Origin of the sequence: Faecalibacterium taiwanense (genome assembly GCF_036632915.2) — a bacterium.
GTDB lineage: Bacteria > Bacillota > Clostridia > Oscillospirales > Ruminococcaceae > Faecalibacterium > Faecalibacterium taiwanense.
Genome location: NZ_CP155552.1, coordinates 1,888,744 through 1,907,558, shown reverse-complemented (window position 1 = coordinate 1,907,558; position 18,815 = coordinate 1,888,744). Strand labels below are relative to the sequence as shown.

16 protein-coding genes, 1 pseudogene and 1 other annotated feature (1 of these 18 running past the window's edge) are annotated in these 18,815 nt (G+C 55.6%); of the genes and pseudogenes, 11 read left to right on the top strand and 6 right to left on the bottom strand.

What is annotated here, in order from left to right:
- Positions 1 to 32: 32 nt before the first annotated feature.
- From galT to htpG, 5 genes are all read right to left on the bottom strand, one after another.
- Entirely contained in the window at positions 33 to 1,532 is a 1,500-nt protein-coding gene (galT, locus tag PXT33_RS09485) for a UDP-glucose--hexose-1-phosphate uridylyltransferase (protein ID WP_332376418.1), read from the bottom strand.
- Positions 1,529 to 2,815 carry a galactokinase family protein gene (locus PXT33_RS09480; protein ID WP_120080264.1) on the bottom strand — a complete coding sequence of 429 codons (1,287 nt, stop codon included), beginning with the start codon at positions 2,813 to 2,815 and terminating at the stop codon, positions 1,529 to 1,531. The genes galT and PXT33_RS09480 overlap by 4 nt, the downstream gene beginning before the upstream one ends.
- Before the next feature lie 335 nt (positions 2,816 to 3,150).
- A complete protein-coding gene (locus tag PXT33_RS09475; protein WP_347070304.1) occupies positions 3,151 to 3,912 on the bottom strand; it encodes a 5-bromo-4-chloroindolyl phosphate hydrolysis family protein in 762 nt (253 codons plus the stop codon).
- Complete coding sequence (locus tag PXT33_RS09470; RefSeq protein ID WP_347070303.1) at positions 3,891 to 4,253, bottom strand: hypothetical protein; 363 nt, start codon at positions 4,251 to 4,253, stop codon at positions 3,891 to 3,893. The genes PXT33_RS09475 and PXT33_RS09470 overlap by 22 nt, the downstream gene beginning before the upstream one ends.
- A 158-nt stretch (positions 4,254 to 4,411) precedes the next feature.
- A complete protein-coding gene (htpG, locus tag PXT33_RS09465) occupies positions 4,412 to 6,340 on the bottom strand; it encodes a molecular chaperone HtpG (RefSeq protein WP_097777638.1) in 1,929 nt (642 codons plus the stop codon).
- Positions 6,341 to 6,542: 202 nt separating this feature from the next.
- Here htpG and PXT33_RS09460 point away from each other — a divergent pair, with 202 nt between their 5' ends.
- From PXT33_RS09460 to PXT33_RS09450, 3 genes are all read left to right on the top strand, one after another.
- Positions 6,543 to 7,322 carry an alpha/beta hydrolase gene (locus PXT33_RS09460; RefSeq protein ID WP_332376415.1) on the top strand — a complete coding sequence of 260 codons (780 nt, stop codon included), beginning with the start codon at positions 6,543 to 6,545 and terminating at the stop codon, positions 7,320 to 7,322.
- 114 nt (positions 7,323 to 7,436) lie between these two features.
- Positions 7,437 to 7,877 (top strand): hypothetical protein, encoded by a 441-nt coding sequence (locus PXT33_RS09455; RefSeq protein ID WP_097775383.1) that lies wholly within the window; start codon positions 7,437 to 7,439, stop codon positions 7,875 to 7,877.
- Between the two features lie 35 nt (positions 7,878 to 7,912).
- Positions 7,913 to 8,443: an HD domain-containing protein gene (locus PXT33_RS09450; protein ID WP_097777640.1), complete on the top strand. Its 531-nt coding sequence runs from the start codon at positions 7,913 to 7,915 to the stop codon at positions 8,441 to 8,443.
- Between the two features lie 80 nt (positions 8,444 to 8,523).
- Here PXT33_RS09450 and PXT33_RS09445 read toward each other — a convergent pair.
- Positions 8,524 to 9,023: pseudogene (locus PXT33_RS09445) on the bottom strand (GNAT family N-acetyltransferase).
- Positions 9,024 to 9,228: 205 nt separating this feature from the next.
- Here PXT33_RS09445 and PXT33_RS09440 point away from each other — a divergent pair.
- From PXT33_RS09440 to PXT33_RS09405, 8 genes are all read left to right on the top strand, one after another.
- Complete coding sequence (locus PXT33_RS09440) at positions 9,229 to 10,296, top strand: alpha/beta hydrolase (RefSeq protein ID WP_242960002.1); 1,068 nt, start codon at positions 9,229 to 9,231, stop codon at positions 10,294 to 10,296.
- A gap of 21 nt (positions 10,297 to 10,317) precedes the next feature.
- The gene (locus PXT33_RS09435; protein WP_223389754.1) at positions 10,318 to 11,394 is read left to right on the top strand and encodes an alpha/beta hydrolase; all 1,077 of its coding nucleotides are present in this window, start codon (positions 10,318 to 10,320) and stop codon (positions 11,392 to 11,394) included.
- Between the two features lie 15 nt (positions 11,395 to 11,409).
- Positions 11,410 to 12,480: an alpha/beta hydrolase gene (locus PXT33_RS09430; protein ID WP_298638384.1), complete on the top strand. Its 1,071-nt coding sequence runs from the start codon at positions 11,410 to 11,412 to the stop codon at positions 12,478 to 12,480.
- Between the two features lie 62 nt (positions 12,481 to 12,542).
- Positions 12,543 to 13,880: a DNA recombination protein RmuC gene (locus PXT33_RS09425; RefSeq protein WP_097775384.1), complete on the top strand. Its 1,338-nt coding sequence runs from the start codon at positions 12,543 to 12,545 to the stop codon at positions 13,878 to 13,880.
- A gap of 129 nt (positions 13,881 to 14,009) precedes the next feature.
- Positions 14,010 to 15,191, top strand: a complete 1,182-nt coding sequence (locus PXT33_RS09420) for an FprA family A-type flavoprotein (protein WP_298638382.1) — start codon at positions 14,010 to 14,012, stop codon at positions 15,189 to 15,191.
- Positions 15,192 to 15,296: 105 nt separating this feature from the next.
- Entirely contained in the window at positions 15,297 to 16,463 is a 1,167-nt protein-coding gene (locus tag PXT33_RS09415) for a glucosyltransferase domain-containing protein (protein WP_347070302.1), read from the top strand.
- Between the two features lie 41 nt (positions 16,464 to 16,504).
- The gene (locus PXT33_RS09410) at positions 16,505 to 16,936 is read left to right on the top strand and encodes a hypothetical protein (protein ID WP_347070301.1); all 432 of its coding nucleotides are present in this window, start codon (positions 16,505 to 16,507) and stop codon (positions 16,934 to 16,936) included.
- 46 nt (positions 16,937 to 16,982) lie between these two features.
- Positions 16,983 to 18,653, top strand: coding sequence for a glucosyltransferase domain-containing protein (locus tag PXT33_RS09405; protein ID WP_332376412.1), 1,671 nt, complete (start codon positions 16,983 to 16,985; stop codon positions 18,651 to 18,653).
- A gap of 122 nt (positions 18,654 to 18,775) precedes the next feature.
- Positions 18,776 to 18,815, top strand: a binding site (T-box leader) (it continues 199 nt past the right edge of the window).

Genomic DNA, 18,815 nt, shown 5'->3' with positions numbered 1-18,815 from the left:
CGGGGGAAAGGGGGAGAGCGTTTTTTAATAGATTATTGCACGCTTGCAAGGAACCGCACAAAGCCTGCGCGGCCAGCCTCGTCCATTTTATAGACACCGGCATCGGCCAATACCTGAGCGAACACATGGCCCACCTCGTTCTGCAGGATGAGGTGCACGGTGTCGCCGTTCAGTTCCGGGTGGCGGGCAAGAATATCCTCGGCCCACTCGGCGTGCTTCTGCAGTTCTTCCGGGTACTGGCTCACCGGGGTGCGGGCCACCAGTGCATCGGCCAGCTCAAACAGCTCCTTTTTCAGGCGGCTGGGCAGCACGGCAAGGCCCATGACCTCGATCAGGCCGATGTTTTCCTTTTTGATGTGATGCAGCTTTGCATGGGGATGGAACACGCCCAGCGGATGCTCCGGGGTGGTGATGTTGTTGCGCAGCACCAGATCCAGCTGATACTTGCCGTCCCGCATCCGGGCAATGGGGGTGATGGTGTTATGTGGCTCGCCGTCGGTCTCGGCAAAGATGAAGCATTTTTCGTCCGAGTAGCCGCGCCATGCGGTCAGAATTTTATCGGCCAGCTCCACAAGACGGGCATCATCCTCGCTGGTCAGGCGGATGCAGCTCATGGGCCAGTGCACGATACCGGCATCCACATCCTCAAAACCGGGGAAGACCCACTTCTTCTCGACGGGAGCCTTTGCCATAGCGAATTCATAGTGGCCGCCCTGGAAATGGTCGTGGCTGAGAATGCTGCCGCCCACGATGGGCAGGTCGGCGTTGCTGCCCACGAAATAGTGGGGGAACAGGCCCACGAAATCCAGCAGCTTGCGGAAGGTAGCACGCTCGATCTTCATGGGAGTGTGCTGGTTGTTGAACACGATGCAGTGCTCGTTGTAGTAGACGTAGGGGCTGTACTGCAGGTTCCAAGCGCTGTCGTTGATGGTGAGAGGGATGATGCGGTGATTCTCGCGGGCGGGGTGGTTCATGCGGCCTGCATAGCCTTCGTTCTCGGCGCAAAGCTGGCACTTGGGGTAGGCGCTCTGGGGAGCTAGTTTGGCGGCGGCAATGGCCTTGGGGTCTTTTTCGGGCTTCGAGAGGTTGATGGTGATCTCCAGATCGCCGTAGGGGGTCTTGGTGACCCATTTCAGGTCGCGTTTGATGCGGTAGCGGCGGATATAATCGGTGTCCTGACTGAATTTATAGAACCAGTCGGTTGCGGCCTGCGGGCCTTCGCTTTCGTAGCGTTCCTCGAAATTGGCGCGCACGATGCTGGGCCGCGGGGTCAATACGCCCATGAGCTTTGTGTCGAACAGGTCGCGGGCGGTGGAGTTGTCCTCGCACACACCGCGGGCAACGGCATCATCTACCAGCGTTTTGAGGATGCTTTCCAGATCGGTATAGCACACCTCGCCCTCCGGCGCGGTAAAGTCGTCCAGCTGCATGGTCATAAGCAGCTGGTTGCGGATGTAAATTTCATCATCGGGCAGGATAAGGCCGGTGTCAAGCCCGTAATTCACGAGCTGCTGAATGGCGGTAGAGATCACAGCACTGCGCCTCCTTCCGGGCGGATGCTCAGCACATGGCAGCGGCCCTCACCAAGGATGGCTTCCATGTGGGCCTTGAAGTCGGCCAGCATTTCCACCGGCACAAAGGCCTGAGCCGTACCGGCAAAGCCGCCGCCGTGCACGCGCACAGCGCCCTTGCCGTTCAGATAATGCTTGGCAGCTGCAATGGTCACGCCCATCTCCTGATGCTCCTTGTAACCGGCGGGGATCACGTTCTGCAGGTATTCCCAGCTGCTGTGGCCGGACTCGTTGACCAGACGCAGGAAAGTGTCAAAATCGCCCTCGCGCAGGGCAGCTACCTGTTTTGCCACGCGGTCGTTATCGGCATAGATATGGAAGGCGCGCAGCACGGCACGGTCGCCGCACTGCTTGCGGCACTCCGGAAGCTTTGCAAGGAAGGTCTCGAACGGCACATCCCGCAGCACTTCGCCGCCGCACACAGCAGCCACGGCGCGGCACTCGGCGGGCACAGCGGCATATTCGTCGGTCAGGTCGGCATGATCTGCGCAGGAATCCAGAATGCACAGGGCAAGGCCTGCCTTGGAGAAATCCACGGCCACCGGCTCCACATCCGGGTGGGCAGGGTCCGCAAAATCAATGGTAATAATGTTGCCAACGCTGGAAGCCATCTGATCCATCAGGCCGCAGGGCTTGCCAAAGTAGACGTTCTCTGCCCACTGGCCGATCTGCGCGATCTCGATGGGGGAGACTTTATCGGTCATGAAGCAGTCATTCAGGATCACGCCGATCAGCACTTCAAAGGCGGCGGAGGAAGAAACGCCGCTGCCCTTGGGCACGTTGGAGGAAATGTACACATCCAGACCGGCCAGCTTTGCGCCGCGCTGACGGAAGGCTTCGCATTCGCCGCGCAGCAGAGAGAGGGTAGTGTTTTCCTCTTCCTTGCGGGCAGCAAGGTCATCAAGGCCGATCACACACAGGTCGTAGCCTTCGCTCTGCACGCGCAGCTGGTTCAGGGTGTTGGGCGCGGCGGCAGCGATCATATCAATATTCACGCTGCCGGCCAGCACGCGGCCATGCTGGTGGTCGGTGTGGTTGCCGCCGATCTCGGTGCGGCCGGGGGCACTGTAAAGACCAGCTTCAGCATGGGGGCCAAAGGTGGCATCCAGACCATTCAGAACAGCTTCGTAGCGGGCAGCCTGTGCAGGAGTTTCGTCGGGCGCACAGCAGTAAAGTGCTGCCAGCCGGGCAGCGTGAGCGCCGCTGGAAAGCTCCTGCTTCCATGCGGAAACAGATTTCATCATAGGATAATCCTCCTTTTGAGCGGGTTGGAACTGCAGTGCAGGGCCGCATACAGGATGCTCTGCACACTTCTGTCCTTATCATATAAAATCCGGACAGAAAAAACCATGTGTTATTGTTGCATTTGGATGAAAAGTTGCAAAAAGACTGAAATTGGCGCACAGAGTGGAATTTGACGGTTGAAATAAAATTAGATATAAAACGGAAAAACCATTGGCAAAAATGCCTGCAAATCCACGGCTTTGCGTGGGACGGACGAGGCCTGCACAACATGGAGATTTGCGCTTTGAAAAAACAGGGAAAAAGCTCATGGGCCTTTTCCCTGTTTCCCAAAATATTATTTTGTAAACTCGTTTCCGGTCAGGCCGTCCATGTTCAGCATCCCTTCCAGTGCGGCCACATCTGCCGAAACGTCCAGTGCGTCGGACTGGAACAGCTTGTCCAGCTGATTTTCAAAGGCGGTCACCAGCAGGTCCATGCTGCGCTCGATGTTCTTTTTGGCATCGGCGATGTTTTCCCCCTGCACATCCTGCGCAGGAAGGCTGGCGTAGGTGTTCAGCAGCTTGAGGGCGGTGGGCAGATAGTAGTCCATGAATTTCTGCAGCTGAGCCTTTTTGCCGGGGTCCTGCTTTGCCAGCTCAAAGATGCGGGCACTGACCGCTTCCAGACGGCTGATCTTGATGGTCATCACGGGGTCCGGGATGGCATCGTTGACCTGCCGCAGCTGCTGCAGAATTGCGGTATATTGGTCCGCTGGTGCAGGTTCTGGGGCGGGCGCAGGCTTCGGTTTCCGGGGCGGCTGGGGAGCCGCGCCGCGCACTACCAGAGTATTGGTGCGGTTATCAATGTAAGCATCTGCACCGAAGTAACCGTGGGAAATAGCACTTTCCACCACGGTGCGGCCCTTTGCGGCATCGATGCCCGCGGCAGCAAACAGCTCGTCCAGCGGAATATTGTCGCGGTCGCCTGCGATCTTGTCCAACAGGCGTTCCAGCTTGCGGGTACGATCCATGTGCAGGCCGGTTAGCAGAGCAGCGCCGCCGCCCAGCATCTGGGCAATGGCGGTAAAGGCTTCCATCATGCTGGCAGCACCATCCATGAACAGGGTGCTGAAGCCCGCGAACAGAAAGACAGCACCGCCGATGGTGCACAGGGTGGTAAGGAGCTTATGACGCTCCTTAGCGTCCTTCTGCTCTTTGGTGGGAACATCGTGGCCGTAGGCTGGCTCGTTTTCCTGCCGGGGGCCGTCTGCGCAGATGCGGGGCCGAGGTCGGAACGATAGTCTGCCTGCGCCTGCGCAGCGGCCTTTTCCTCTTTTTCGGCGTTTTTATCGATGCTTTTTAAGATGAACAGCAGCACGCCCAGCGGTGCCGACATGGCAAACACAATAAAGATGGCAATGGTGGGAATGTGGGCAAAATAATGTTTTTTGGGCTGCATGAGCAAAAACCTCTCAATTTATCCTGACTGTCCGGCAAAAGAACAGAAAAAGACCGCGTTCCACTCTATTATAGCGGAGCACGGCCTTTTTGTTAAGGGGGAAATATTGATGTGCGTGGAAGCGGCAGGGGAGTAAGTCTGCTGCCTACCGGAAAAAGTTACTTCATCAGACTGCAGACGGCCTCGGCGTAGGCGGCGGGATCATCCACCGGCAGGCCTTCGATCAGCTGAGCCTGTGCGTACAGCAGAGCACTGTACTTCTTGAGCTTGTCGGTGTCACCGGCCTCCTGTGCGGCCTTGAGCACGGCGAACACGGGGTGGTTGACATTCAGTTCCAGAACCTTATCGCTCTTTACGCCTTCGCTGCCGGGCTGCTTGGACAGCACTTTTTCCATCTCAATGGACAGCGGGCCGTCAGCACTCAGGCACACAGGGTGATCCTTCAGGCGGGTAGAGACCTTGACCTCTTTCACCTTGCCGTCCAGAGCGTCCTTCATGGCATCGAACAGGTTCTTGTTCTCAGCGGTAGCGTCCTCGGCGGCCTTCTTCTCTTCCTCGGTCTCAAGGCCCAGATCACCGCTGTTGACATTCTTGAACTCCACGGTGCCGTCCTTGCCCTCGGCATCCTTGCGGGGATAGGTGCGCAGGATCTGCAGGCAGAACTCATCCACATCCTCGGTCAGCAGCAGGACGTCATAGCCCTTATCCATGACCAGCTCAGCGGCGGGCAGCTTTGCCAGACGGTCGGTAGAATCACCGGCAGCAAAGTAGATATACTTCTGCTCAGCGGGCATCTTGTCCACATACTCCTGCAGAGTGACCATCTTCTGCTCCTTGGCAGACCAGAACAGCAGCAGGTCGCGCAGCAGCTCGGCGTGCATGCCGTAGTCGGAGTAAGCACCGAACTTGATCTGACGGCCGAACTCTTTCCAGAATTCCTCGTACTTCTCGCGGTCATTGGCCAGCATGGCGTGCAGCTCGTTCTTGATCTTTTTTTCCAGAGCGTTGTGGATCAGCTTGAGCTGGTTGTCCTTCTGCAGCATCTCGCGGCTGATGTTCAGGCTCAGATCCTGACTGTCCACAATGCCTTTGACGAAGCTGAAGTAATCGGGCAACAGGTCGGCGCACTTCTCCATAATGAGCACGCCGGATGCGTACAGGGCCAGACCCTTTTCATAATCCTTGGTGTAGAAGTCGTAGGGACGGTGGCTGGGCACGAACAGCAGGGCATTATAATTTGCAGTGCCCTCGGTGCGGCTGACGATGACGCGGGCGGGGTCGGTATAATCGCCAAACTTTTCCTTATAGAAGTTCGCGTACTCCTCGTCGGTCACTTCGCTCTTCTGCTTTTTCCAGATGGGCACCATGCTGTTCAGAGTTTCCAGCTCGGTGTAAGTCTCCCATTCGGGCTTATAATCCTCCGGCTTGGGATCGGGTTCCGGCTTCTGGCGCTCGTGCTGGCGCTCCATCTGGATGGGATAGCGCACGTAGTCGCTGTATTTCTTCACGATGGCCACGATGCCGTACTCATCGAGGAAGTTGTCATAGTGGTCCGTCTCAGTATCCGGCTTGATGTGCAGGATGATCTGGGTGCCTGCGGTGTCCTTCTGGGCGGGGGTCATTTCGTAGCCGTCCACACCGGAGGACTCCCACTGCCATGCTTCATCCGAGCCATAAGCCTTGGAAATGACGGTGACTTTATCGGCTACCATGAAGGAAGAGTAGAAGCCGACACCAAACTGGCCGATGATATCGATGTTCTCGTCCTTGTTGTCCTTCTTGAAATCCAGAGAACCGGAGTGAGCAATGGTGCCCAGATTCTGCTCAAGTTCCTCTTTGGTCATGCCGATGCCGTTATCCTCAATGGTCAGGATGCGGTTCTCCTGATCGCGGGTGATGAGGATGCGAAAATCGCCCTTGTTCATGCCCACAGAAGGATCGGTCAGGCTCTTATAATAGAGCTTATCGATGGCATCCGATGCGTTGGAGATCAGCTCGCGCAGGAAAATTTCCTTATTGGTGTAGATGGAGTTGATCATCATATCCATCAGCTTTTTGCTTTCAGCCTGAAATTCTTTCTTAGCCATAATGCAAAACCTCTTTTTATCTGTATTCGGCACCAAGCACTCGGAATAGGATATTGCTTTTGAATACTTAGCACTCGTAACTTTCGAGTGCTAATATACACCGACAAAAAGCAAAAATCAAGGGCTTTCATAAAAAGTTTAAAAAATGGTTCGTTTTGTGCTATAATGAACCGCAAAGGATGCTGTAAAAGGAGGAAATATCATGCAGCTGAAACAGCTGGAACTGGCCGGCGGTGGGACACTGACCGTTTACCTGCGTGATTGCTGTGAGCGGATGCCGAATGTGATTGACCGGCCATTGGTGCTGGTGGTGCCCGGCGGCGGCTATACCCATGTGAGTGCCCGTGAGGGCGACCCGGTGGCGCTGCAGTTTGCGGCGGCGGGGTACCACACCGCTGTGCTGGACTACGCCATCTGCGAAAAGGCAAAGGACTACATGCCGCTGCGCCAGCTGGCCGAGGCTATCGGCCTTGTGCGACAGCACGCGGCCCAGTGGCATATCCTGCCGGAAAAAATTGCCGTGTGCGGCTTTTCAGCGGGCGGCCACCTGGCCCTTTCCGGTGCTGTGCTGGACATTCCCGGCGAAGCGGCCCAGCCCCGGCCCAATGCGGTCATTCTGGGCTATCCGGTGGTCACGGCAGGGCAGTATGCCCACCGCGGCAGCTTTGTGCAGCTGGCGGGCAGCGCCGACCCGGCGGCACAGCAGGTGTTCGGGCTGGAGGATAAGATCACGCCGCAGACGCCGCCGGTGTTCGTATGGACCACCATGGAGGATGCCACCGTTCCGGTGGAGAACACCCTGATGCTGGTGAACGCTCTGCACCGGGCGGGTGTGCCATGCGAGGCGCATCTGTTTGAAAAGGGGGTGCACGGTACCAGCATCAGCACAGCAGAGGTGGACCAGCCCAGCCGCCACCGGCATCACTGGGTGGAACTGGCAGTGGAATGGCTGAAAGACACTTTTGCCTTTTCCGTCTGTTAAGTCTGGATATATTTGAACGAACCTACAAAAAATTCACAATTAAACTGTTGACTTGCATAAGCCTTTGACGTATACTGGTCAGCAGGGACAAACTAAAGGAAGAAGGAAATACCTATGGTTATGGACCCGACCCTGCCGCGCATCTCTGTGCGCGACCTGATGATGCAGGCTTTTCTCACCGGATGGGAGCTTTCGGACAAGACAGTTTCGCAGGACGAATACCTGCAAAGCTCCATTCAGGTGATCGAAATGCTGCAGGTGGAACCGGAAAACCTTTATGCCGAAGAAGGCCTTGGCCTGCCGGACGGCGAAGAAGTGGATCATCTGGACGACTGGCTGCGTGCCGACGGCCAGTGGCTGTACTACGGTGTAGAGGAAGAAAATTTCTTCCTGATCCAGTGGTACCCGGACGAAGCCGCCGCAAAGGCAAAACTGGCCCAGCTGGAAGAACTGGGCGACGGCAAGCAGTATCTGGTAGATCTTTCTCTCAAGCGGGAGAACCCTTCCAGTGCAGAGAACTTCGGCAATTCCAATCCGGTCCAGCTCCGCTCCTGAAAACATCACCTTAAAGCGAAAGGAAATTTTGCAGCATGCAGCTTTCTGAGATCGAGCGCGAACAGCTTTATGCCATCGTTGAAAAATACGATCATCACCCGGATGTGCAGCGGATGCGGGAGTACATCCAGCACGGCTCTGTCACCACCTACCAGCATTGCAAGAATGTGGCGCTGGTGAGCTTCTGGCTCAACCGCCGTCTGCATCTGCACGCTGACGAGACCTCGCTGGCAGTGGGTGCCCTGCTGCATGATTTTTATCTGTACGACTGGCACACCACCGGTACCTTTCACGGCCTGCGCCGCCTGTTTGAGATGCACGGCTTCTCCCATCCGGGCTATGCCTGCGTCAATGCAAAGCGGGTGTTCAGCATTACCACAAAGGAACAGAGCATCATTGCAAGCCACATGTGGCCGCTGACCTTCCGTCATGTGCCCACCTGCCGCGAAGCAGTCATCGTCTGTCTGGCCGATAAGTACTGCGCCGTGGTGGAAAGCATGTTCCAGCGTTCCCGTGCCGGTGCCGTGGTGGACGGCAGCGTGGACATCGACGGCGAAGAGTGGTAAGCCTGTTTTTACCTTTATCATTTTATCAATGGACAAAAAAGAACTCCGCACCTCACAGGGCGCGGAGTTCTTTTTGTATCTTACAGCTTTTTATAGCCTTCCGGTTCATTGGCGGCAGCGCGGTATTCCATTAAGAATGTGTCCAGCCAGCGGCCGTGACAGTCGCGGGCAATGCGTTCCCGGCGGCCCACTAAGCGAAAGCCGCATTTTGTGTGCAGGGCGCGGCTGGCAGCGTTGTCCTGCAGCACGGTGGACTGCAGTGTCCAGTAGCCGGCCTTTTCTGCCTGATGGCACAGCTCGGTCAGCAGGTGATAGCCAAGGCCATGGCCTCGGAACTGCTCACCCACGTAAATACTCACCTCGGCAACGCCGCGGTAGCACCAGCGCGGGTCCACCCGGCGATCACGCCGTCGGCCAGCAGTACCAGTCGGCATTCTTTTGCGTGGGAAGCATCCCACGCAGAATACGGCGGACAGGTGGTCTGAAAAGTGGCATGTTCTGTAGCAATGCCCTCCAAATAAATTCTGGAAACAGCGCTCCAGTCTTCCGGCTCCATGGGCCGGATCTCGATTTTGCTCATATTTCGATCCCGACGGAAAGTGCATAGCTTTCCGCACCCTCAACTCTCAAAAATATCCGGCTCCAGTATAGCAGAATTTGCGGTGCGGTACAAGCGCCGTACTGCACAGAAATTTCTTTGACAAGCGGAAGGTTTGTGATACAATAAATCATAACAAAGAAAAGCACGGCAGGATACGCCGCTGCAGAATGGAGGATGTCCCAAAATGAAGTGGATCAGAACGATGGTGTGCGCGCTGGGAATGCTGGCGTGCGTATCGCTTTCGGCATTTGCTGCAGAGTACGGCGAGCCGAACATCACAACAAAGACGACCATGAAGGAGCTGCGGGAGAACCCCAGCATCAAAGGCTCCGGCTACTACACCTACTGCAACGAATGGATCGAGGGCAGCACGCAGTACGATGATACGCCCATTGAGGGCTATGTAAGCTACGCGGCTGCCGAGGATGCCGCCGAAGGCATGAACCTTGTGATCGAAAACTACAACAGGGGCGTACAGATCACATGGCAGGTGTATACCCCGGAAGAAATTGCGGAAAATCCTTCTCTGGGCATGGTGCAGTTGTATTATTTCCCGGCTAAAACAGCCAACGCAAAGTACGCCATCGTGGTGCCCGGCAACGGCGGCAACACCACCGCAGAGCTGAACGAGGGTGCATCCATTGCCAACCAGCTGCACGAGCTGGGCTATGCGGCTTTTGTGCTGCGGTACCGCTCTTTCCTGAATGCATCCGACAATGCGCCACTGTACGATATTGCCAATGCCGTAAAGTACCTGACCGAAAATGCAGATCAGTTTGGCGTTCAGCGCGAAAACTATGCGCTGATGGGCTTTTCTTCCGGCGGACACATCGTGGGCCTGATCGGCTCAGACAACGAAAAGTTCGGCTATAAGGCATTTGGCCTCCCACAGCCTGCAGCGCTGCTGCTGGGTTACCCCATCAACGATTTCTTTGAGGTGAAGCCGCTATATCAGCTGGCCATTGACCCGCTGGTGCTTGGCTGGCGTTACTACTGGACCGATATTTCGGATGTGGTGAACGAAAACTTTACCCCTACCTATTTCTTCTACGGCAAAAATGATCTTTATATGCAGCGCATGTGCTACTCCCAGCAGGGGCCGCTGCTGGAGCGCAAGCTCCGGGAGAGCGGGGCTGTTTATGAGTGCCATGTGTACGAGAACGCACCCCACGCCATTGGCCCGGGCCGCCACACCGATGCGGACGGCTGGATCCGGCAGGCAACGGCATTCTGGGAAAAACAGTGCAAATAAAGAGATAAACGGGGGATTGCTGTGAGAAATCGATTGCGCACGGTGATGTTTGGTATTGGCCTGATGATCCTGCTGGCACAGCCGGCGTTTGCGGAGGAGCTTGGTCAGGCCAACATCACACCGCGCACCAAAATGGCAGAGATCCGCTCCAACCCCAGCGTTGTGGGTGCGGGCATCTACACCTACTCGCTGGATCAGGACCGTGTGCTGGACCGGATGTACTGGGACGCGCAGCCGCTGAGCTGCCTTTCCAATCACTGGACGGCACAGGATGCGGCGGATGGACTGAACTATCTGATCCGCACCTATAACGCTGGGCAGCGGGTGACCTTCCCGCTTTATACGGCGGAGGAGATCGCGCAGGATACCAGCCGGGACGGTGTGGAACTGTATTATCTGCCGGCAGAAGGGGCGCAGGCAAACCAGAAATATGCGCTGGTGATCGGCGGTAATGCGATCGTGGTCAGTGCGGAGATCCGCGAGGGCATTTCCACTGCATGGAACCTGCACGAAATGGGCTACCCGGTGTTCGTGCTGCGCTACCGCATCGGCATGAAGGCTTCCAACAATGCGCCGCTGCAGGATGTGGTCCGCGCGGTGCAATACATCACGGAACATGCAGGACAGTTTGGCGTGCAGGCGGAGGATTATGCCATTGTAAGTTATTCCTCAGGCGGGCAGATCGCCGGACTGTTCGGCACCGACGCGGTGGGCTACAAAAATTACGGCCTGCCAAAGCCCGGTGCCATGCTGCTGGGCTACCCGGTAAACACCTTCCTGGAGTTCAAACCGGTCTATAATATCCTGCTGGACCCCGGCGTGTGCAAGCAGCGGTATTATAAAATGACATTGTCTGATTACATCACACCGGATTACCCGCCTACCTATCACTGGTACGGCAAAAACGACATGACCCTTATGACCATGTGCTGGTCGGCGCAGGGGCCTGTGCTGGAAAAGGCACTGGCCCGCAACCATGTGACGCATATCTACCATGTGTATGATGATGCTCCCCATGCAGTGGCCGCAGGCAAGGGCACCGATGCGGAGGGCTGGCTGAATGAAGCAGTTGCCTTCTGGGAGGAACAGGTCGGCTGAAAAGGAGATGTTGAGTTGAAACACAGGATATGCACCGCAGCAGCCTGTATCTGTCTGCTGCTGATGATGGCGCTGCCCGCATTTGCAGCAGAGTATGGCGAGCCGGATATCACGCCGCAGACCACCATGGGCGAGATCCGCTCGAACCCCAGCATCCTTGGCGCAGGCGTTTGGACCTATTCCAAGGAGCAGAACCTGCCCGGCACCGAGGACTGGTGCAATGACCAGACGCTGGAAAAATATGTGAGCAGCCATGTGGCACAGGATTGTGCCGATGGTCTGAACCTGCTCATCCGCAATTACAATGCGGGCGTGCAGATCACCTATAAGCTCTACTCGGAGCAGGAGATCGCCGAGGACAGCTCCCGCAACAATGCGGAGTTCTATTACTACCCGGCCAGCACGCCGGATGCAAAGTATGCGCTGGTGCTCTCCGGCAACATCCTAAACCGCACGGCAGAGTTAAAGGAGTGCATCTCCACAGCTTACCAGCTGCACCAGAAAGGCTATGCGGTGTTCGTGATGCGCTACCGCGCCTACCCGGATAACGACAACAACGGACCCATAGAGGACATTGCACGGGCGGTGAAGTACATCATCGGCCACGCACAGCAGTTCGGCGTGCAGACGGAAAGCTACGCCCTGATCGGCTATTCTTCCGGCGGACATCTGGCGGGCCTGTTTGCATCGGACGCTCTGGGCTATAAAAACTATGGCCTGCCCAAGCCCGGCGCAGTGATCCTGGCGTATCCCATCGTGCAGTTTTCCGAGATCACACCGATCTACCGTGTGGGCATCGACCCCTTTGTGTGCGGCCGGTTCTACTATGAATACAGCCTTGCCGACCTGATCACAGAGGACTATCCGCCGGTGTACTTCTGGTATGGCAGGGATGACCTGACCTTGAACCTGCTGTGCTGGCCGCTGCAGGGGCCGGCCCTCAGCAAGGCAATGGCCGCGCATGGCGTACCTTACAAAGAAGTGGTATATGACCACGCAGCCCATGGCATCGGCCTTGGCCGCGGCACGGCTGCGGATGGCTGGCTGGACGAAGCCGCTGCCTTCTGGGAAGAACAGACAAAATAATATAAAGTACGCAGATCCGGGCTTTGCAGCTGCACAGCCCGGATTTTGCAATAGGAGACATTATGGAATTTTTAGCGTTTCTTTACACGGTGCTTCTGGTGGCCATCTGCCTGATGATGGCCCTGCTGCTGTACCGCTCGGCAAAGCCTGCCGCAAACCGGGACGATGCAGAACGGAAGGAATGGCTGCGTCAGCAGCTGGAAGCGCAGAACCGCCAGATGGACGCGAAGCTGGCAGAGATGGCGCAGCAGAACCTTGCCGCTATGGGCCACATCAGTGAAACGCTGCAGGCCTCGGTGCAGAGCATGAGCACCGCCCTTGCCGCAGGGCAGGGCACTCAGCAGCAGACCATGGAGCAGCGCCTGCAGGGGCTGGAAGCCTCCAACGCCCGCAAGCTGGAAGAGATGCGCCGCACCCTTGCCGAGGGCATGACTGCCCTGCAGGCCCAGAACGCCCAGAAGCTGGACGAGATCCGCCATACGGTGGACGAACAGCTGCAGGATGCATTGCAGAAGCGGGTGACCGAAAGCTTCAAGGCGGTGAACGACCAGCTGGAACAGGTGTACAAGGGTCTTGGCGAAATGCAGAACCTTGCCGCTGATGTGGGCGGGCTGAAACAGGTGCTTTCCGGTGTGAAGACCCGCGGTATTCTGGGTGAGATCCAGCTGGGAGCCATTCTGGAAGAGATCCTTGCCCCGGAACAGTACGACACCAACGTGGCCACCATTCCGGGCAGCACCCAGCGGGTGGAGTACGCCATCCGGATGCCCGGCGCGGACGGCGGCACGGTGTGGCTGCCCATCGACTCCAAGTTCCCCGGCGACACCTATGCCCATTTACAGGATGCGCAGGCATCCGGCGACGCACAGGCCGTGGAGAACGCCCGCCACGCACTGGAGCTGGTGCTGCGGGCCGAGGCCAAGGACATCCGGGAAAAATATGTGGAGCCGCCCTACACCACGGCGTTCGGCATCCTGTTCCTGCCCTTCGAGGGTTTGTATGCCGAGGTGGTGAACGCGGGCCTGCTGGAAGTGCTGCAGCGGGACTATCAGGTGAACATTGCAGGCCCCAGCACCATGGCAGCGCTGCTCAACAGCCTGCAGATGGGCTTCAAGACCCTTGCCATCCAGAAGCGCTCCGGTGAGGTATGGCAGCTGCTGGGTGCGGTGAAGACCGAATTTGACAAGTTCGGGCAGGGACTTTCCAAGATGCAGCAGCGCCTGCGCCAGACCGACGAAGAGCTGGATAATCTCATTGGCGTGCGCAGCCGTGCCATCAGCCGCAAGCTGCGCGCGGTGCAGACCATGGACGAAAGCGCTGCTGCCGCTCTGCTGGAACTGGATGCTGAGCCGGGCAAACCGGTGGCGGCACGTCTGCCGGAGAATGGGGAAGAGCTCTGATGTGCAGAATATTCCCACGTTATCCCTTGCGATTTTTCTGACGATGTGGTATGATAGGAACTGTTCTCAGAAACAACCGCCGCAGAAACGCGGCACTGCATAAAAATATAAATAAGGAGACCGAGCATTATGAGCGTAAACAAGATCAGTGAAGCCATTTTGGGCGTTGGCGTGGATGATACCACCATCGACCTCTTCGAGAGCCAGTATCCGGTGCCCACCGGCGTGAGCTATAATTCCTATGTCATTCTGGACGAAAAGACCGCCGTTCTGGACACGGTGGATGCCCGCGCTACCGAGCCGTGGCTGGAAAACCTGACCGAAGCTCTGGCAGGCCGTAAGCCGGATTATCTGGTGGTCTCCCACATGGAGCCGGACCACGGTGCCAACATTGCAAAGCTGGCGGCACTCTATCCTGAGATGCAGGTGGTGGGCAACGCCAAGACTTTCCTGTATATGGATCAGTTCTTTGGTGCTGATGCTGTGGCAAAGGAGCGCCGCGTGGTGGTGAAGGACGGCGAGAGCCTGAGCCTTGGCACCCACACCCTGACCTTTGTGTTTGCCCCCATGGTGCACTGGCCGGAGGTCATGGTCAGCTATGAATCCACCGAAAAGGTGCTGTTCTCCGCGGATGGCTTCGGTCGCTTTGGCGCTGTGGCAAAGTTTGACGAAAAGGCCGACTGGGCCAGCGAAGCCCGCCGCTACTACCTGAACATCGTGGGGAAATACGGCCCGCAGGTGCAGGCGCTGCTGAAAAAGGCCGCGGCTCTGGACATCCAGACCATTTGCCCGCTGCACGGCCCGGTGCTGACCGGAGATCTGGGCAAGTACCTGAACTACTACGACATCTGGTCCAGCTACAAGCCCGAGGAGCCGGAAAAGATCCTTGTGGCAAGTGCTTCCATCCACGGCCACACCCGTGCAGCAGCCCACCTCATGGCAGAAAAGCTGCGTGCAAAGGGCGCAAAGGTCGTGGAGGTGGACCTGACCCGCACCGATGTGTCCTATGCTGTCACCGAAGCCTTCCGCTGCGGAAAGATCGTGCTGGCCTGCGCCACCTACGACGGCTTCCTCTTCCCGCCGATGGAAAATCTGCTGACCCACCTCAAGACCAAGAGCTTCCAGAACCGCACGGTGGGTCTGATGGAGAATGGCACATGGGCACCTATGGCCGCAAAGCTCATGCGCGCCGAGCTGGAAAGCATGAAGAACATCACGGTCTGTGAGAATGTGGTCACCATCCGTTCTGCCGCCAATGCCGCCGCAGAAGCCCAGATGGATGCTCTGGCTGCAGAAATCGTGGCAAAATAAAGCACTCTGGAAAAATACGCAAGATCCTCTGCCGACTGCCCGGCAGGGAATTTTTTATTGAACCATGTGGAAGAGTTTGATATACTGAAAAGCAGAAGTTTATGGATGGAGAGGAATATCATGTTTGTAAAAATAAAAGCAGATATCAGACACTGGCTGCGGGAGTTGGATAAGAAATATTTCTGTGTGATGCTGGGTTTTGCGGTGATGGTCTATTTTCCGCTGATCAGCTTGAAGCTGACGAACACAGTGGATGGTCTGTGGACAACGGCTGAGTACATGGCGGGAGCATGGGAGCTTTCCAACGGACGATGGTTCTGGCTGGTGACCAGTTTTCTGCGTTTCAGTCTGCAGCTAGAACCCATCAATGCGGTGGTGTGCTTGGTGCTGGTTTCTCTTGGAGTCACCAGGCTTCATATGCTCTTCAAACCGGCATGGATGAGAACATCCTGCATTGACTGGCTCGCAGGTTTATGCTATGTTTCCAATGTTGTGGTCGGGTGCTATCTTTCGTTTCACTTCATTGCACCGGAGTACGGATTTTCGTTTTTCTTTGCAATGCTGGCTACAGAGCACGTGATCCGGGGAAAATCAGCCGTAAGCAGCATTGTGCCGGCAGCGGTGCTTTTGGCACTGAGCCTTGGCCTGTACCAGACGAACCTTGCCTGTTTCTGTCTGGTGCTGCTGGCCTATTTTCTCCTACTACTTTTCCAGAATGGAGAAAAACAAAAGATTCGGGAATATATTTGCAAAAGCCTGGCAAGTGCTGCATCCGGCGCAGTGCTGTATCTGCTGATCTTAAAGATTACACTGTGGGCGACGGGAACGGCGATGGCCGATTACCAGGGTGGCGCAGATATTTCAGTGTCTGGAATTCTGAAAAATCTTCCTTCCAGCGTTGAAAAGTGCTATGAGCTTTTTTATCGGTATTTCTTTGGTACCCTTGTAAAACACAATATGCTGCAGGAAACTGCAGTTGTATTTGCTTTGATTTTTTGTGTGGTGGGTGCCGCGCTTGCGTGCAGACTGGTTCGGCTCATACGCCGGAAAGATTGGGAAAACACTTTCTATGGCACAGCAGCGCTGCTGGTGCTGCCCATGATGTGCACGGTATTTATGGTGGCAACCTCGCAGGCGTCGTTTTATATTCCCATGTCCGGAGGTCTGGCCTTGTTCCTGCCGGTCTGTTTCTGGCTATTGGACAGCAGCCGGGAGGAAAAACAGCCTGTGATGCGTTCCGCAAATGCTGGAATAAAGCAGAAAAAGCACTGATCCTGCTTACGGCGGCTGCTGTCGTTTACGGGAGCGTATTCATGTCGGCGGTCGATCAGCAGGCGATGTATGAGGGACGCAAGGCAACAAAACAAATCGCGGACCTTGTGGCCGGTGAGCTGGTGGCAGAGGGCTATTATGATTTGCCGGAAAAACTGCCAGTGATGCTGGTAGGCCGCCCCAGTGCAAGCCCACTGTTCCGGACACATGTTATCTACTGGGATGCAAACGACTACGCACAGGTGGGCCTTTTCGAAAAAGAAAATGCCGCCACAATGCGCTACTCATGGAATGCGGTGTTTCGTGACCTCACACCGATGCAGCTGGAGCTGTGCAGTGATGAGGTATATGACGAACTGATCCGGACAGAAGAAATCAAACGAATGCCGACATTCCCTGAGAAAGGCTCCATGCAGGAAATGGACGGCGTATATGTGATCAAAATTTCAGAGGATTATCTGATCGATGAATAACAAATGAGCCTGAGAACATAAAACGGGACAGATGGAGAAAATAACGATGAAAGAAAAAATCGATGTACAGAAACCGGACGACCTTGGGCTGGATATATCGGATCTAAGATATTTTCTGGTGATGCTGCTGTTTTCGGCGGTAGTGTTTTTCCTGCTGATCAGCCAGCGGCTGACCAATACATTTGACGGATTGTGGAACAATACATGGTTCTTCGGCGGCTATTGGCAGGTAGTCACGGGCCGATGGCTCTGGCCGGTGATCGATGCGCTGCGGTTTGGCATCCAGACGGAACCTTTCAATTCATTGCTGATGCTTTCCATGTCGGCGCTGGCTGTTACCCTGCTTCGGAAGTTTTTTACAGAGAAGGATTCTGTCGTGACCTATCTGGCGGGTATGGCTGTTCTGGCCAGCACGGTCACTGGAATACAGCTGTCATATCGGTTTCAGTCGCCGGTGTTTGGCTGCTCATTTTTGTTTTCCGTTCTGGCGGCAGAGCGTGTGGTTCGTGCCGCAGATTTTAGAAAAGCGGTCGTACAGGGAGCACTGCTTCTGGTCATGAGCCTTGCGTGCTATCAGACGAGCCTTGATAACTTTTGTCTGCTCCTGCTGACATATCTTCTGCTGCTTCTGTTCCGCAATGTGGACAGAGAAAAGGTCCATGCCCACATTGGAAGAAGTCTTTGCAGCGCAGCTGCAGGAATGGTTTTGTATTTCCTGCTCACAAAGCTGATCGTATGGGCATGTGGATGGCAGATGGCAAGTTATAATGGAGGAGCGGATGTTTCGGTACTTTCTATACTGAAAAATCTGCCCAATGCCATTGCAGAGACCTACCAACTGTTTGGAGCTTACTTTTTTCAGAATTACTATCGGCATAACATTCTGCAGCCGGTGGGCTTTTTCGTTTTGGTATTTCTGGCGCTGAGCATCGGACTGCTGAACCGCTTCAGAAAAATGCTTCACCGGAAAAATTGGGAATATATCCTTCTGGGAGTGGCAACGCTGATCGTTTTGCCCATCATGTGCAATGCCATCATGCTGATCACAAGCGAGGCGGTCTGGCTTTTGCAGATGGGCGAAGGATTGAATCTGTTCGTGCCGGTATGTCTGCTGCTGCTTGAAGGGACGCGCACAAATCAGCCTATGGTAAAAAAGTATGTACGTGCTGCCCGGACAGGGGCTGTAGTACTTGCGGTTTTGGTCGTCTATGGCAATATCTGCTCTGCCGTGATCGATCAGGAAGCTATGTATGAGGGAAGGAAAACACTCAAGAGCATGTCGAATCACATCGCGGACGACCTGATGAGCAGCGGATATTTTGACGATAACGAGCAGCTGCCGGTACTGTTTGTGGGCAGACCCAGCTCGAACTCCAGTTTTATGAAGAGGGAGTATTACCTCTATGCAAATCCGTATGCGCAGATGGGCCGCTTCTGGCTGAACGATTACTCGGCCAGAGCGTCTTGGAAAGCGGTTTTCAGGGATATTACTCCGGCAAAACTCAAGCATTGCTCGGTGGAACAGTACGGGGAACTGTACAGCAGAACAGAGCTGGAACAGATGCCAGTCTATCCGCAGGAAGGATATATCCAGCAGATCGACGGTGTGGTCGTGGTAAAAATTTCAGATGATTACAAAGTTGATAAAGAGTTTGCGCCACTAATTGACCTGGGAGAATTGTTTCAGCTCATAATGGATGACATAAACGATTCATAATGGCTGCGGCTTTGTGAAAAAACCTCCAACGAACGCGACTTTTGCGGAAAGTGACTGCACAGCCCTTGCAAACTGTCCCGAAATGTGGTAACATAGCTCTTGGTTATAAAACCTGAATACTCCCAAACGCAGCGACGGAGAGAGTAGGTATGGCGTACACGG